The organism is bacterium (assembly GCA_035308905.1).
GTDB lineage: Bacteria > Sysuimicrobiota > Sysuimicrobiia > Sysuimicrobiales > Segetimicrobiaceae > DASSJF01.
On the sequence record DATGFS010000003.1, the window covers coordinates 19,871 to 34,896 of the forward strand.

A 15,026-nucleotide genomic window follows, 5' to 3' on the forward strand; every position below is an offset into this window, starting at 1 on the left:
GTCGGGAGCCGGGTCCGAACGGTGTCTACTGGCTTACCCCTACAATTCTTCTTGGGGCGGAGCGGCGGGGATTCCTTCCGCGCGGGGGCCCCCGCCGAGGGAAATTAGAGGGAAATTAGTTGAGGTAGCGGGCCGGGTCGACCGGTGTACCGTTCCGCCGGACCTCAAAGAAGAGGTGCGGTCCGGTGCTCCAGCCGGAGCTGCCGATGCGTCCGATCATCTGGCCCTCCGCGACGCGCTGCCCGGGGGTCACCTGCGCCGCGGACAGGTGCGAATACGCGGTCTCGAAGCCGCCGTCGTGCGCGAGCACGACGATGCGGCCGTAGCCGGACTTCCAGCCGACGAAGCGCACCACGCCCGTGCGCGCCGCGACGACCGGCGATCCGTAGCGCGTCGCGATGTCCATGCCGGTATGAAATTCACGGCCCCCGAAGATCGGATGAACCCGCCAGCCGAATCGAGACGTGACGATACCGCGCGACGGCCACAGCAGCGCCAAACGGCGGGCCGCCACGAACACCGCCGCCGCCGGGGGAGGCGCCGGCGCGCCGGCTGATGCCGCCACAGGGGGTACGGAGACATGCCGCGGCACCGGAGCGCCGGCGGGCGGGATCGTCAAGACCCGTCCCAGCCGCAGCACCGCGTTCTCGGATAGGCCGTTCACGGCGGCCAACGCCCCGACGCCGACGCCCGCGGATGCGGCGATGTCCCAGAGCGTGTCGCCTGCGACAACCGTGTGCGTCGCAACGACCGGCGCCGGCCGGGTCTCGGGCGGCGACGAGATGGACGCCTCCGGCGAGTCCGCGGGCACCGGCGAGGGTTGCGCGCTTCGGACCTGCCGCGGAGATGACTCCAGCGCCGCCATGAGCACGCAGACCGCGCAGAACAAGACGGCGGCCGCGAGCCTCCATAGGGTCGTCATCGACCCTCCTGTGAAGCGTTCGGGTGCGCGTTGCCGTGCAGGGGTGAACCGGCGGGCGATCATGCGGGATGTGGGCGCCGGCGTCTTGGCGCTGCGAGGACGCGCCAACCGGAAGCCGGCGCTCGAACGGGATCTTCTGGCTTTCCCCCCGGTGCCTGTGTTTTACCTGGGCCGCGTGTATTCCTGCGGGTGTGCTCCGCCTATGTGTCTTCTTCGGCGCTCTTGATGATCGATCGCAGGAAGCCCTGATTGTTGGGCGTCTTGCGGAGCCGGTCGAGAATCAACTCCGTCATCGCGACCGTGTCGAGCGACTCGAGGCTCTTCCTCAAAACCCAGACCTTGCGCAGCTCCTCATCGGTCAGCAGCAGTTCCTCGCGCCGGGTGCCGGACAGCTTGATGTCGATCGCCGGGAACGTCCGCCGCTCCTGCAGCTTGCGGTTGAGGTGGAGCTCCATGTTGCCGGTGCCCTTGAACTCCTCGTAGATCACGTCGTCCATCCGGCTGCCGGTGTCGATCAGCGCCGTCGCGACGATCGTGATGCTGCCGCCCTCCTCGATCTTCCGCGCGGCGCCGAAGAAGCGCTTGGGGCGGTGCAGCGCCGCGGGGTCGAGACCACCGGAGAGCGTCCGGCCGCTCGGCGGGATGACGAGGTTGTTGGCCCGGGAAAATCGGGTGAGGCTGTCGAGCAGGACGACGACGTCGCGCCCGCCTTCGACGAGGCGCTTGGCGCGCTCGAGCACGAGGTCGGCGACCTGCACGTGCTCTTCCGGCGGCCGGTCGAACGTCGACGCGACGACCTCCGCCTCCACCGAGCGGCGCATGTCGGTGACTTCCTCCGGCCGCTCGTCGAGCAGCAGCACCATCAGGTAGACCTCCTGGTGGTTCTGCACCATGCTCTGGCCGATCTTCTTGAGCAGGGTCGTCTTGCCGGCCTTCGGCGGCGAGACGATCATCGCGCGCTGGCCTTTGCCGATCGGCGCGAAGAGGTCCACGATGCGCACGGTGAGATCGCTCTGCGGCAGCTCGAGCTTGAGCCGCTCGTGCGGGAAGACCGGCGTCAGCTTCTCGAAATCCGGCCGCGAGCGCGCCTGTTCCGGATCGAGGCCGTTGACCGCCTCGACCCGCAGCAGCGCGTAGTATTTCTCGTTGTCCTTGGGCGCCCGAACCTGTCCGAGCACTTCGTCGCCGACACGCAGGCCGAACCGCTTGATCTGCGATGGGGAGACGTAGATGTCCTCGGATCCCGGCAGGTAGCCGCTCGTGCGGAGGAACCCGTACCCCTCCTGCATGATCTCGAGGATGCCGGAGCGGAACATCAGTCCGCTCTGCTCGGTTTGGGCTTGCAAGATCTTCATGATCAGCTCCTGTTTACGGTAGCGTCGGAAATTCTGAACGTTCAGTTCTTTGGCGAGGTCCTGCAGCTCGTCGAGACTCTTGCCCTCCAGCTCCGCGATCGCCACGCCGCCCCACCTCCACGCCTGCCGGCCCGCCGTGCCCGGCCGCGGTGGCGCGGCCCGCCGGCGTCGCGGGTCGGGGTGCGGGGTCCGCGCTAGGGACCGGTCGCCTCGATATACCCTGCGCGCCCCCGCGGGCCCGTGAGCAGCAGCAGAATCTTGTCGTTCGGCTTGAGATCGGCGGCCGCCGCCGGCTTGTCGTTGCGGTAGATCGCGACCTGCGGCGTCAGCGCGTAACTCGTCACGGCTTTCTGATCGTTGGCCACCGTGATGTCGCCCTGCGCGATCGACGCGAGGGTACCCTTCACATAGTTGAAGCGGCTCTGCGCCTCCATGATCGCCGAAACCGCGCCCGCCGCCTCGCCGCGCGTGGTCGGCGCGTTCGGCCGGAACGCGTTGTTCGTCACGGCGAGGAGCTTGTGGTCGATCGCGACCGCGACGTACCCGTGGAGCGGCGCCGGGATGTCAGCGGCGTCGGAGACCGCGAGCTGCGCCTGCGCCTTCTGCGTTGCCTCACCCTGCAGCCCCAGCGCCCGCACCAGCAGCGCCGAGAACTCCGCACGGGTCACCTGGGCGGCCGGCCGGAAGGTGTTGTCGGGAAAGGCCGTGAGGATGCCCTTCTGAAATTCCAAGTTTACGGTCACCGGCTTGTCCTTCAGCGTGAACACGGCCGAAATGTTGTAGGTGCCCGGCCCGACCACATGGCTGTCCTGGTCCTTCTGCAGCCAGCGTGTATTGAAGGTCATCGACTTCCCCGAGGCCAGGAACAGGGGCTGCGGGTTCGGCACGAAGGTCTGGCCGAGCGACCACCGTGCGATCTGCTCTTCGCCGCGCTTGATCACGAAGTCGTAGTACTGCGTCGTCGGAAACTCGAACTTCACGTCTTCCTTGCCGGTATTGGTGATCGTGAACGTCAGGTCCACCGGATCGTCGATGCCGTACACCGCCCGGTCGGTCGTGAGGGTGTACGCGACGGCATCCTGCGTGACCGTCGCCTTCTGCTGCGACGCCGCGCCGGTGTTCAGGAGGGCGGCGATCGTCGGCCGCACTGCCTCGGGGATATCCGCGAGATCCTTGAAGTTCGGGATCGTCCCGCTGCCCTTGACGTCCAGGCCGCGCGCCAGCGCCTCGACGACCGTGAGGCGCGTGATCGGCTGATCGGGCTTGAACGTCCCGTCCGGATAGCCGGTGATGACGCCGACGACCGACAGCTTCTCGATCGCGCGCGCGTAGGGGTTGTTCTGCGTGTCCGAGTACGCGCCCGCGGTACCCGCGAGCGCGAGCGCCATGCCTGCCGCGGCCGCCAGGGCCGCCAGCCGTTGTGTGATTGTCCCTGTCCTCATCATCGTTGCTCTCCTCCCCCTCACTCTACCCAGCGGCGTTCTGCCAAAGACCCGGCCCGCGTCCTCGCCGCCGCGGGTGCCGGTGGACGCGGCCGGGGCGTGACGTCGCGGCACCTGCGGCCGCGCGCGGGCTCAAAGGCATCGCCGGCTGGAGACGTCGGCTGTCGTGGGTCTCTCGTCGCGATCGGACAAAGCGCGGACGGGCCATGTGAACGTTGCGCCGCGTATTCGCCGTACCCTGAAGTTCTCCTGCCGCCTGTGTCGGCCACTCAAACCCTCGTTTTGATTTCATGGTGGCCGGGGCGCTTTGGCCCGCGCCGCAGGCCCAGGAGTCGACCGGCACGGGGCCGCGCCCCCAAGGGCGCCCCCGTATCTGCGATTGCCTACATTCGCTCGACGGCCGTCACTCCGGCGAGATCGAGCGTGTTGCGCAGCACCCGCCGCGCCGCGTCGACCAGGACGAGCCGGGCCGCCGTCACCGCCGCGTCGTCGGTCAGGACCCGGCACTGTCCGTAGAATACGTGAAACGCCTCGGCGAGTTCCCTCGCGTACGCGCACAGGCGCTGAGGCTCCCGCCGCGTCCCGGCCGCGAACACTACGTCCGGCATCGCGACGATCCGCTTCGCGAGAGTCCATTCTTCGGGCGTGCGCAGCGGGAGAAGATCCGTCCGCCCGGCGTCCGGCAGCGGTACACCCTGGCGTTCCGCTTCCCGGAGAATGCTCGAAATACGGGCGTGCGCGTACTGGACATAGTATACCGGATTTTCGGCCGATTGGCGCGTCGCCAGGGCAAAATCGAAATCCATCGGCACGGACGGGCTCGTCATGATGAAGAAGAACCGCGCCGCGTCCCGGCCGACGGCCTCGATCAGCTCGCCGAGCGTGACGAACTCGCCGCTGCGCTTGCTCATCCGCACGGCCTCGCCCTCGTTGCGCAGCCGGACGTGCTGATACAGGATGACCTCGACGCTGTCCGGATCGTAGCCGAGGGCCTGGAGGCCGCCGCGGACGCGCGCCGTGTCGCCGATGTGGTCGACGCCCCAGACGTCGATGAGGTGCTCGAAGCCGCGCGCGTACTTGTCGACGTGGTACGGGATGTCGGAGGCAAAGTAGGTCGGCCGCCCGTCCCGGCGCACGACGACGCGGTCCTTGTCGTCCCCGAATTGCGTGGAGCGGAACCACAAGGCGCCGTCCTGCTCGTACACCACGTCACGGCGCCGCAGTTCTTCGAGGCAGCGCTCCACGGCGCCGCTCTCGTGCAGGCTCCGCTCGCTGAACCAGCGGTCGAAGGTGATCCCGAACGCCTCGAGCGTCGCGCGGATCTGGTCCAGCATGAGGCGCAGCGCGGTGTCGCGGATGTGGCTCAGGCGCTGCTCCGGCGGCATCGCGAGCACCTGCCGGCCGCTCTCCCGGACGAGGTGCGCGGCGATGTCCCGCACGTAGTCGCCCTGGTAGCCGTCTTCCGGAAACTCCGCCGGCTCGTTCAGCAATGCCATGTAGCGCGCTTCGACGGAACGGGCGAGCGTATCGACCTGGGTGCCGTAATCGTTCACATAGTACTCGCGCCCGACCTCGTATCCCAAGGCGTCGAGCAGCCGCGCGATCGTCTCGCCGACGGCCCCGTTGCGCCCCGTGCCGACGTGAAGCGGCCCGGTCGGGTTCGCGCTGACGTACTCGACCAGCACCCGCCGTCCGCCGCCGGTGTCGCTGCGGCCGAACCGCCGGTCCTCCGCGTGCACCCGCCGCAGCCACCGGTGCATGAACGCGGGCGCAAGATGCAGGTTCAGAAAGCCGGGCCCGGCGATCTCGACGGCGCGGAGCGCGTCCGACGGGACGGCCAGTTGGGCTTGAATCGCGGCGGCGATCTCCCGGGGCGGGCGGCCCAGCGTGCGCGCCAGCACGAGCGCGGCGTTCGCCGCGTAGTCGCCGTGCCGGGGGTCGCGGGGCGGCTCGACCTCGAAGGCCGGGAGCGGGTCGGGAGGCGCGGGAAGGGCGCCGGCGGCCGCCGCGCGCCCGATCGCGTCCGCGACGAGCTGCCGCAGTTCCTGGGTGACCACGCTACAGCCGGACTTCGCCCACGCGGCTCGGGTCCTGGATGTGGATGGTGTCGATGAAGCGCACCTGCCGGGTCTGGGCCGTCATGACGATCGAATGCGTGCGGACGCCGCCGCCGAAGAAGCGCACGCCGCGGAAGAGGTCGCCGTCGGTGATGCCGGTCGCCGCGAACAGCAGGTTGCCGCCCGGACACAGCTCGTCGGTGCGGAAGATCCGCTCGGGATCGGTAATCCCCATCTCGTGCGCCCGCTCCCGCTCGCCGTCGTTGCGGTACCAGAACCGTCCCTGGATCTCGCCGCCGAGGCAGCGCAGCGCCGCGGCGGTGAGCACGCCCTCGGGCGCGCCGCCGATGCCCATCACGGCGTGCACCGCCGTGCCGGAGACCGCGGCCGAGATCGCCGGCGCGACGTCGCCGTCGGAGATCAGCTTGATCCGCGCGCCGGCCGCCCGCACCGCGGCGATGAGATCGGCGTGCCGCGGCCGGTTGAGGATGACGACTGTGATATCCTCGATCCGGCGCCGGAGACACTCCGCCAGCACTTGTAAATTGCGCTGCGGCGGCCAGCGGAGATCCACTTTGCCCGCCGCCTGCGGCGGCACGACGAGTTTCTCCATGTAGATGTCGGGCGCGTGGAGGATGCCGCCGCGCTCCGCGACGGCCAGCATGGCGATCGCGTTCGGCAGGCCGTTCGCCACCAGGTTGGTTCCCTCGACGGGGTCCACCGCGATGTCGACGGCGAGTCCCTTCCCGGCCCCGACGTCCTCCCCGATGAAGAGCATCGGCGCCTGATCGCGTTCGCCCTCGCCGATCACCACGCGGCCGTGAATCGGGAGATCCGCCAGCATCTCCCGCATCGCGGTCACCGCGGCCTGATCGGTGCGATCGGTATCGCCCTCGCCCATGTGACGGCCGGCCGCGATCGCCGCCGCCTCCGTTACCTTGACCACGTCGAGGACGAGCGTCTGCTCCATGAGCGTCCTCCCCCCTCGCAGGGACAGGCCGGGCCGCCTCGCGGCCCGGCGCGTTACTTGGGTTCGGCGGGCCGTTCGGCCAGGACGACGGGGACCTGCCGGCTCCCGGTCCCGCGCACGACCGTCAGCGTGACGGTGTCGCCGATCTTCCTGTTGACGATATCGCGGACGAAGTCGCTCCAGGTGTCGACCTGCTCGGACCCCACCGCGGTGACGATGTCGCCCGAGGCGATGCCGGCCTTCGCCGCCGGCGACCCGGACTCGACGCTGCGGACCAGCACGCCGTGCTTCGCGCCGAGGTTGTACGCCTGTGCCGTCTGCGCGTCCACGTCGCCGCCGTAGACGATGCCGACCCACGGCCGCACGATGTGGCCGAGCGCGATCAGCTGCTGCATCTCAGACCGCGCGAGGTCGCTCGGGATCGCAAACCCGATGCCCTGGGCGTTCGGGATGATCGCCGTGTTGATGCCGACGACGTGGCCCGAGGTGTCCACCAGCGCGCCGCCGCTGTTGCCGGGATTGATCAGCGCGGAGGTCTGAATCAGATTCTCGACGATCAGGTTCGGCAGCTGAATGTTGCGGTTGAGCGCGCTGATCACGCCGGTCGTCACGGTGCTGCCGAGCCCAAACGGGTTCCCGATCGCGATCGCCGTCTGGCCGACCTGCAGATCGCCGCTCGATCCGAGCTGGGCGGCCGGCAGCGATTCCGGCGACGCCACCTTGATCACGGCGAGATCCGCGATCGGGTCCGTCCCAACGATCTTGCCGGTGAGCACCTTGCCGCTCAGCAGCGTGACCTTGATCGTCTGCGCGCCCTGAACCACGTGGTTGTTCGTCAGAATGTAGCCGTCCGACCGCACGATCACTCCGGACCCCGCGCCCTGCTGCGGAAACACGCCGAACATCGTCTGGACCTGCGCTTCCGTGTCGATATTGACGACGGAGGGGCGCACGCGCTTGACCACGTTGATGACGACGCGCTCGTCCGGCGTCAGCCCGGCCGCCGGGGCGGGCGCCGGGACCGCCGGCACCTGGGCGGCCGGCGGGTTGGCCGGCGGCGCGGCCGACGGCACCGACGGCTGCTGCGGCGCGGCCGCCTGCGGGTGCCCCGAAAAGACCGGATGGAAGTATTGCGGAAGCAGGACGCCGCCGAGTCCCGCGCCTACCACCACGGCGGCCAGGACGAGCACCACGGCAGCGGCATACCCAAGCCGTCCGCGGCGGAGCCCGCCCGGAGTCTCAGTCACCATCGAAGAATCCCTCCCTGACGTTCCCGGCGTTTCCATTATAACATCCGGTAAGATATGCCCCGGCCGCCGGCGGGCGCGTGCGTTTGCCGCATCCGGGGGCGTACGGTATAATCGCGCCGTGGCGAAACCCTCGGGGTTCCGGGCCGTCCCGTGCTGAACTGGCTGAGCCGGCCAAAGGTCGCCTCCTCCGGACGCCGGGAGATCCCCGCAGGCCTCTGGATTAAGTGTCCCCGCTGTGCCGGCCTGATCTACCGCCGCGAGCTCGAGCGCGCCTACCGGGTGTGCCCGAAGTGCGGCTACCACCACCGCCTTTCCGCCGCGGAGCGCCTCGCCCTGGTGCTGGACGCCGGGTCGTTTCAGGAGTTCGACGGGCATCTCGCCCCCGATGACCCCTTGGGATTTGTCGACGAGAAGCCCTACCCGCAGCGGGTGGACGAGGCGCAGCGGCGCACGTCGATGCCCGAAGCCGTCCTGACCGGAATCGGGACGGTCGAGGGCGCCGGGCTTGTCGCCGCGGCGATGGAGTTCGGATTTCTCGGCGGCAGCATGGGCGCCGTCGTCGGGGAGAAGATCGCCCGGGCGGCCGAACGCGCCGCGGAGGCGCGCACCCCGCTCGTCGTCTTCTCCGCCTCCGGGGGCGCGCGCATGCAGGAAGGCACCCTGTCGCTCATGCAGATGGCGAAAACCAGCGTGGCGCTGGGCCGCCTCGGGGACGCCGGCGTCGCGTTTCTCTCGGTGCTGTGCGACCCGACGACCGGCGGCGTCGCCGCGAGTTTCGCGTTTCAAGGCGACGTGGTGCTGGCCGAACCGGGCGCCCTCATCGGGTTCGCGGGCCGCCGCGTCATCGAGCAGACCATTCGTCAGAAGCTTCCCGACGGCTTTCAAACCGCCGAGTTCGTGCTCGAGCACGGACTGATCGACGCGATCGTCCCCCGCGCCGAGCTGCGGGCCACGCTCGGCCGCCTGCTGCGGCTGTGCGGCGCGCCGGTCGATTCAGCCTGGGTCGAAGCCGACGGCGCCGCGGGCTGGGCCGCGGAGGAGGTCACCGCCGGTGAGCAGCCAGGCGTCTGACGCGCCGCTGCCCCCGGGCGGGCTCGCCGCCGGCTCCCCGGTTCTGCCCTCCCCGCCGGCGGGTGACGCCCTCGAGCGCACCCTCGCCGAGGTCGAACGTGAGATTCGCGAGCTCCGGAAGATCACGAACGAGCAGCGCATGGATCTGAACTCGCAGATCGCGATCCTCGAGGCCCGGGCGCAGGAGCTGCGCGAGGCAATCGCGCGCGACCCGTCGCCGTGGCAGACCGTCCAGCTGGCCCGCCATCCGGAACGGCCGAAGGTCGGCGACTACATCGCGGCGCTGGCGCGGGACTTCGTCGAGCTGCACGGCGACCGCATGTACCGGGACGACCCGGCGATCGTCGCGGGGCTCGGATGGATCGACATGCCGTCCGGCGGCGCAGGCACGGCAGTGGCGCTGATCGGCCACGCGAAGGGACGCGACACGCGGGAAAACATCGCGCGCAACTTCGCGATGCCGAACCCCGAAGGGTACCGCAAGGCCGTCCGCGTGATGAAGCTCGCGGAGAAGCTGCGGTGTCCGGTCGTCACCCTGATCGATACGCCCGGCGCCTATCCCGGCAAGGACGCCGAAGAGCGCGGCCAGAGCGAGGCGATCGCGCGCGCGCTGCTGGAGATGGCGCGGCTGCGCACGCCGATCGTCACGGTCATCACCGGCGAGGGCGGCAGCGGCGGGGCGCTCGCGATCGGCATCGGCGACGTCGTGCTGATGCTCGAACACGCCGTCTATTCCGTGATCTCGCCGGAGGGCTGCGCGGCGATCCTGTGGCGCGACGGCACGAGAAGCCGCGAGGCGGCGGCGGCGCTCCGGATCACCGCGCCCGATCTCGCGGGCTTCGGCATCGTCGACGAGATCATACCCGAGCCGGCCGGCGGCGCCCACGCGGACCGCGGCGCCGCCGCGAACGCGGTGGCCGGGGCCGTCCGGCGTAGGCTCGGCCTCCTGCTCGGCCGCCCCCTCGACGCGCTGCTCGACGCCCGCTACGAGAAGTTCCGCCGCATCGGGCGCGTCCGGGAGATGGACGTGTCCGCGGCGCCCGCCGGCGGCGCCGCCCCGCCGGTGACCCCGGGCCGATGAGCGACCACGACCGGCTCGACCTCGACGAGATCCGCGCGATCATCCGCCTCGCCACGGAGGCGGACATCGCCGAGCTCGTCGTCGAAGCGGCGCACGTCAAAGTCCACGTGAAGAAGACGGCCGCGGGAACGGCCCCGGCGTCCGTCTCCGCCGCGGTGCCCGGCGGGACCGCCGCGGCCCCGCCGGAGGCGGGCGGGCACGCCGCGACATCCGACGGGACCCGGCCCGCGGGCGAAGGCACGGCGCGCTACGTGCCGATCGTCGCGCCGATGGTCGGTACGTTTTACCGGGCGCCGAAGCCCGACGCCCCGCCCTTCGTCAACGAGGGCGACGTGGTGCAGACCGGGCAGACCGTCTGCGTGCTCGAAGCGATGAAGATGTTCAACGAGATCCCAAGCGAAGTCGCCGGCCGCGTCGTCCGCGTCCTGGCCGAAAACGGCGCGCCGGTGGAGTACGGACAGCCCCTGTTCCTCGTCGACCCCGCCGCCTGACCCGCCCCGATGTTCAAGAAGGTTCTGATCGCCAACCGCGGGGAGATCGCCGTGCGCGTCATCCGCGCCTGCCACGAGCTCGGCATCCGGACGGTGGCGATCTATTCGGACGCGGACCGCGGCGCGCTGCACGTGCAGATGGCCGACGAGGCGTTCTGCGTCGGCCCGGCCCAGGCCCGCGACAGCTACCTCAACGTCCCGAACATCATCAGCACGGCCGAACTGCTCAACGTCGACGCGATCCATCCCGGCTACGGGTTCCTCGCCGAGAACGCGCACTTCGCCGAGGTCTGCCGCGACTGCAAGATCACGTTCATCGGGCCGTCTCCCGAAGCGATCGCCAAGATGGGCAACAAGTCGCAGGCGCGGGAGATCATGCGCCGCGCCGGCGTCCCGGTCATCCCCGGCAGCACGGGGCCCGTCCGCGACGAGGCGGCCGCGCTCGCGACGGCGCGCGCGATCGGCTACCCGCTGATCATCAAGGCCGCCGCCGGCGGCGGCGGCCGCGGTATGCGGGTCGTGCATACGGCCGACGATGTGCGCCGGGCGCTCGCCGCGGCGCACGTGGAGGCGGAGGCGGCGTTCGGCGACGGCGCGCTGTACGTCGAGAAATACCTCGAAGAGCCCCGCCACGTGGAGGTACAGATCCTCGCCGACGGGCGCGGCGCGATCGTCTCGCTCGGCGAGCGCGACTGCTCGGTGCAGCGCCGCCACCAGAAACTGCTCGAAGAGGCGCCGTCGCCCGGGGTGACGCCCCGCCTCCGGCGCGCCCTCTCCCGGGCCGCGGTGCGGGCGGCCGAGGTGGTGGGCTACGCCAACGCCGGGACGGTCGAGTTTCTCGTGGACCACGGCGAGCACTTCTACTTCATGGAGATGAACACGCGCGTGCAGGTCGAGCACCCGGTCACGGAGACCGTGACCGACGTGGACATCGTGAAGGAACAGATCCGGATCGCCGCCGGCGAGCGCATGACACTCCCCCGCGAGATCGAGCCGCGGGGACACGCGATCGAATGCCGGGTCAACGCCGAGGACCCGGCGCGCGAGTTTCTGCCGTCGCCGGGGCCGATCACGGCGTTCTTCCCGCCCGGCGGGCCCGGCGTACGGGTGGACACCCACGCGTTTGCCGGCTATACCATCCCGCCCTACTACGACTCGCTGATCGCCAAGGTGATCGCGTGGGGCCGCGACCGCGACGAATCGATCGCGCGGATGACGCGGGCGCTCCGCGAGTTCGAGGTGGGCGGCATCCGGACAACGATTCCGTTTCACCTCACGGTCCTCGACAACGCGTTCTTCCGCCGCGGCGAGGTCTACGTCAACTTCGTCCAGCGCCGCATTGACCTGAGCGCGATCCGGGAGTGACCCCGGTGTAGCGCCGGACGCCGCGTCGAGAGCGCCGCGGCGTCCGGCGCCCAAAGGAGGGGTGCCGGGGCGGCACGAACGGTGCCATTGAGAATACAGGGGGGAGTCGCTCTATGGGTTTCGCACTCGGCATCCTGATCATCCTCGTGCTGATCTTTTGGAACGGCGTCAAGGTCGTGCGCGAATACCAGCGGCTGGTCGTGTTCCGCATGGGCCGCAGCTTTGGTCCGAAGGGGCCCGGCATCGTGTTTCTGATCCCGGTTGTGGACAAGGCGGTGTGGGCGGACCTCCGCGAGGTGTTCCTCGAGATCCCCGCCCAGACGTGCATCACCAAGGACAACGCGCCGATCTCGATCGACTTCCTGATCTACTACAAGGTGATCGACCCGCAGTTGAGCGTCATTCAGGTCGGCAACTTCGCCGGCGCGGCGCAGGGCATCGCGACGACGGGCCTCCGGGCGGTCATCGGCGACATCATCCTCGACGACGTGCTGGCCAAGCGCGACCAGATCAACCAGGTCCTGCGGCTCAAACTCGACGAGGTCACCGAGCGGTGGGGCGTCAAGGTCACCACCGTCGAGATCCGGGAGATCACGCCGCCGAAGGACGTGCAGGAGGCGATGACGCGCCAGATGTCGGCCGAGCGCAGCCGCCGCGCCCTCGTCACCGAGGCGGACGGCAAGAAGCAGGCCGCGATCACGATCGCGGAAGGCGCGAAGCAGGCCGCGATCCTCAACGCGGAGGGCGACCGGCAGGCCGCCATCCTCCGGGCCGAGGGGTTCTCGCTCGCGCTCGACAAGATCTTCAGCGTCGCCAAGACCGTCGACACCAACACGATGAGCCTGCAGTACCTCGAAGCGCTCAAGGCCCTCGGCGCGGGCGCGTCGACCAAGTTCGTGTTCCCCATGGAGTTCGCGCGCTTTCTGCAGCCGTTCGTCGCGCCGCCGGCGAAGGTGGACGGCGGAGGCCGCTGACACCGCGGGGCCGCCGGACAGCCTGATCGACAACTTAGCGGCTAAGTGCATCGGCGGTTGAAGGATTCACGCGCCCGGACTGGGTAAGGAACCCCCCGGTGGCGTAGATACGCTACAGGAGGGGAAGCGTCATGAGCCGATGCGCCGGTGACCCTTGGACGGGCCTCGCCGCGGCGGCGGCCGCGGCCGGGCGCGAATCGTTGCGGTTGATGCAATGCGCCTGCCGGCCCGTTGCGCTCTGGTACGACTTCCAGGAGTTGCGGTACACACGTAACCGGCTCTGGGCGCGGCTCGCAGCCGAGCGCCGGCGATGGCATCTGCGGGAATATGCCCTCGATCTCGCGGAGCCCCCTGTCTATGCCTTTACCACGACCGCCGCCGGTGCGCGGCGTCTGGTTCGGCGCCCTCGCCTTTCCGGCGGAGCCGGCCTCGACGATACGCGGGCGCATGCGCTGGTCTGCACGCTGCGGGAAGACGGCGTCGCGACGTGTCTGTCGGTCGACGGGGAGCTGGACCTGGCCAGCGTGGCGTCGTTCCTCGGCTACTTGAAACGGGCCGGGGACGGCGGGCGACACGTCATCGTGGATCTGCAGAAGCTCCGGTACATCGACTCCTCCGGCATCAACGCGCTGCTGCGCGCCCGCGAGCGATATACGCGGAACGGCCAGCGGATCGTGCTGGCGGACGTTCCGGCGAGGATACGGCGGGTATTAGACATCATCGCGGTGGAAGCGGTCATCCCGATGTTCCCGACGGTCGACGCCGCCCTCGCCGCGCTCCGCGACGGGACGAAGCCGAAGTAACCCCTGGAATCCTCGGGGCCCCCGCCCGCCGCGCGCGGACCGGGGGCCCCGGTCTTGCGGGCCTCCCGGCGCGCGCTACATGATCGCGGCGTGCGTCTCCGGGTTGAAGACGTGCATCTTCTTCATGTTGAAGACGACCTCGGTCGCCTGCCCCATCCGCGCCTGGGTGTGCGCGTCGACCCGCGCGACGAGGCTGTGTTGTCCCGCGGTCAAATACAGGATCACGTCCGACCCGAGCGGCTCGTGGACGTCCACCTGCGCTCGCAGCACCGCCCCGTTGCCGCTGGCGTGCGCGCGGTCGGAGACGTCTTCCGGCCGGATGCCGAAGATGACCGGCTTGCCGGCCCACTCCGCGAGCGGCGACGACAGTTCCGGCGGAACCTCGGCTTTGAAGACGCCGCCGTCGACCATCAGCTTGCCGTCCTGCCGCGCGAGCTTCGTCTCGAGGAAGTTCATCGCCGGCGAGCCGATGAATCCGGCCACGAAGAGGTTCGCCGGCCGGTCGTAGAGGTTCATCGGCGCGTCGACCTGCTGCACGAGGCCGTCTTTCATGACCACGATCCGGTCGCCCATCGTCATCGCTTCGACCTGGTCGTGGGTCACGTACACGGTCGTGGTCTGGAGGCGCGCGTGCAGCTTCTTGATCTCGGCGCGGGTCTGCACGCGCAGCTTCGCGTCGAGGTTGCTGAGCGGCTCGTCCATGAGGAACACCTGCGGCTCCCGCACGATCGCGCGGCCGAGCGCGACGCGCTGCCGCTGGCCGCCCGACAGCTGCTTCGGCTTGCGGTCGAGCAGCGTCTGAATCCCGAGCAATTCCGCGGTCTCTTTGACCCGCCGGTCGATCTCCGGCCGCGCGTACTTGCGCAGGCGCAGCCCGAACGCCATGTTGTCGTAGACCGTCATGTGCGGGTACAGCGCGTAGTTCTGGAAGACCATCGCTATGTCGCGGTCCTTCGGCGCGACGTCGTTCACCACGCGCTCGCCGATGTAGATGTTGCCGGACGTCGCCTCTTCGAGCCCGGCGATCAGCCGCAGGCAGGTCGTCTTGCCGCACCCGGACGGGCCGACGAGGACCGTGAACTGCTTGTCGGGGATGTCGAGGGTGACGTCGTTGACCGCGGTGACCTGGCCGAACTGCTTGATGATGTGCTCGAGCAGGACTTTCGCCATGATCGTGCCTCCCGGCGGAAGACCAGTCTCCGCGCCGCGCCGGTGGCGCCGCGCCTGGGAGTTTCTTCCGCGCGT

The 15,026-nt window shown here is 69.7% G+C and carries 13 protein-coding genes; 6 read left to right on the forward strand and 7 right to left on the reverse strand.

Going from position 1 to position 15,026, the window contains the following annotated elements; genetic code table 11:
* Window positions 1-115: 115 nt before the first annotated feature.
* The 6 genes from VKT83_00395 to VKT83_00420 form a co-directional block, all read right to left on the reverse strand.
* Window positions 116-922 (reverse strand): M23 family metallopeptidase, encoded by an 807-nt coding sequence (locus VKT83_00395; GenBank protein ID HLY20906.1) that lies wholly within the window; start codon window positions 920-922, stop codon window positions 116-118.
* Window positions 923-1,122: 200 nt separating this feature from the next.
* Window positions 1,123-2,382, reverse strand: a complete 1,260-nt coding sequence (rho, locus tag VKT83_00400; GenBank protein ID HLY20907.1) for a transcription termination factor Rho — start codon at window positions 2,380-2,382, stop codon at window positions 1,123-1,125.
* An 89-nt stretch (window positions 2,383-2,471) separates the two neighbouring features.
* Window positions 2,472-3,722 carry an S-layer homology domain-containing protein gene (locus VKT83_00405; protein ID HLY20908.1) on the reverse strand — a complete coding sequence of 417 codons (1,251 nt, stop codon included), beginning with the start codon at window positions 3,720-3,722 and terminating at the stop codon, window positions 2,472-2,474.
* A 380-nt stretch (window positions 3,723-4,102) separates the two neighbouring features.
* On the reverse strand, window positions 4,103-5,776 hold the full coding sequence (argS, locus tag VKT83_00410; GenBank protein ID HLY20909.1) for an arginine--tRNA ligase: 1,674 nt from the start codon (window positions 5,774-5,776) through the stop codon (window positions 4,103-4,105).
* 1 nt (window position 5,777) lies between these two features.
* Entirely contained in the window at window positions 5,778-6,746 is a 969-nt protein-coding gene (gene glpX / locus VKT83_00415) for a class II fructose-bisphosphatase (protein ID HLY20910.1), read from the reverse strand.
* Window positions 6,747-6,799: 53 nt separating this feature from the next.
* Window positions 6,800-7,996 carry a trypsin-like peptidase domain-containing protein gene (locus VKT83_00420; GenBank protein HLY20911.1) on the reverse strand — a complete coding sequence of 399 codons (1,197 nt, stop codon included), beginning with the start codon at window positions 7,994-7,996 and terminating at the stop codon, window positions 6,800-6,802.
* A gap of 150 nt (window positions 7,997-8,146) precedes the next feature.
* Here VKT83_00420 and accD point away from each other — a divergent pair, with 150 nt between their 5' ends.
* From accD to VKT83_00450, 6 genes are all read left to right on the forward strand, one after another.
* The gene (gene accD, locus VKT83_00425) at window positions 8,147-9,067 is read left to right on the forward strand and encodes an acetyl-CoA carboxylase, carboxyltransferase subunit beta (GenBank protein ID HLY20912.1); all 921 of its coding nucleotides are present in this window, start codon (window positions 8,147-8,149) and stop codon (window positions 9,065-9,067) included.
* A gap of 43 nt (window positions 9,068-9,110) precedes the next feature.
* Complete coding sequence (locus VKT83_00430; protein HLY20913.1) at window positions 9,111-10,148, forward strand: acetyl-CoA carboxylase carboxyltransferase subunit alpha; 1,038 nt, start codon at window positions 9,111-9,113, stop codon at window positions 10,146-10,148.
* Window positions 10,145-10,639, forward strand: coding sequence for an acetyl-CoA carboxylase biotin carboxyl carrier protein (gene accB, locus VKT83_00435; protein ID HLY20914.1), 495 nt, complete (start codon window positions 10,145-10,147; stop codon window positions 10,637-10,639). Before VKT83_00430 ends, accB begins: the two co-directional genes overlap by 4 nt.
* Before the next feature lie 9 nt (window positions 10,640-10,648).
* Entirely contained in the window at window positions 10,649-12,004 is a 1,356-nt protein-coding gene (accC, locus tag VKT83_00440) for an acetyl-CoA carboxylase biotin carboxylase subunit (protein HLY20915.1), read from the forward strand.
* A 113-nt stretch (window positions 12,005-12,117) separates the two neighbouring features.
* Window positions 12,118-12,978 carry an SPFH domain-containing protein gene (locus VKT83_00445; GenBank protein ID HLY20916.1) on the forward strand — a complete coding sequence of 287 codons (861 nt, stop codon included), beginning with the start codon at window positions 12,118-12,120 and terminating at the stop codon, window positions 12,976-12,978.
* A gap of 131 nt (window positions 12,979-13,109) precedes the next feature.
* Entirely contained in the window at window positions 13,110-13,781 is a 672-nt protein-coding gene (locus VKT83_00450; protein ID HLY20917.1) for an STAS domain-containing protein, read from the forward strand.
* A gap of 75 nt (window positions 13,782-13,856) precedes the next feature.
* Here the strand turns inward: VKT83_00450 and ugpC are convergent, their stop codons facing one another.
* Complete coding sequence (gene ugpC / locus VKT83_00455) at window positions 13,857-14,951, reverse strand: sn-glycerol-3-phosphate ABC transporter ATP-binding protein UgpC (protein ID HLY20918.1); 1,095 nt, start codon at window positions 14,949-14,951, stop codon at window positions 13,857-13,859.
* Between the last annotated feature and the right edge of the window lie 75 nt (window positions 14,952-15,026).

What these genes read in the sequence shown, in the direction of transcription:
- VKT83_00395 (HLY20906.1), bottom strand. Translation starts at nt 922, where the DNA reads ATGACGACCCTATGGAGGCTCGCGGCCGCCGTCTTGTTCTGCGCGGTC.
- VKT83_00405 (HLY20908.1), bottom strand. Translation starts at nt 3,722, where the DNA reads ATGATGAGGACAGGGACAATCACACAACGGCTGGCGGCCCTGGCGGCC.
- glpX (HLY20910.1), bottom strand. Translation starts at nt 6,746, where the DNA reads ATGGAGCAGACGCTCGTCCTCGACGTGGTCAAGGTAACGGAGGCGGCG.
- VKT83_00420 (HLY20911.1), bottom strand. Translation starts at nt 7,996, where the DNA reads ATGGTGACTGAGACTCCGGGCGGGCTCCGCCGCGGACGGCTTGGGTAT.
- accB (HLY20914.1), top strand. Translation starts at nt 10,145, where the DNA reads ATGAGCGACCACGACCGGCTCGACCTCGACGAGATCCGCGCGATCATC.
- accC (HLY20915.1), top strand. Translation starts at nt 10,649, where the DNA reads ATGTTCAAGAAGGTTCTGATCGCCAACCGCGGGGAGATCGCCGTGCGC.
- VKT83_00445 (HLY20916.1), top strand. Translation starts at nt 12,118, where the DNA reads ATGGGTTTCGCACTCGGCATCCTGATCATCCTCGTGCTGATCTTTTGG.
- VKT83_00450 (HLY20917.1), top strand. Translation starts at nt 13,110, where the DNA reads ATGAGCCGATGCGCCGGTGACCCTTGGACGGGCCTCGCCGCGGCGGCG.
- ugpC (HLY20918.1), bottom strand. Translation starts at nt 14,951, where the DNA reads ATGGCGAAAGTCCTGCTCGAGCACATCATCAAGCAGTTCGGCCAGGTC.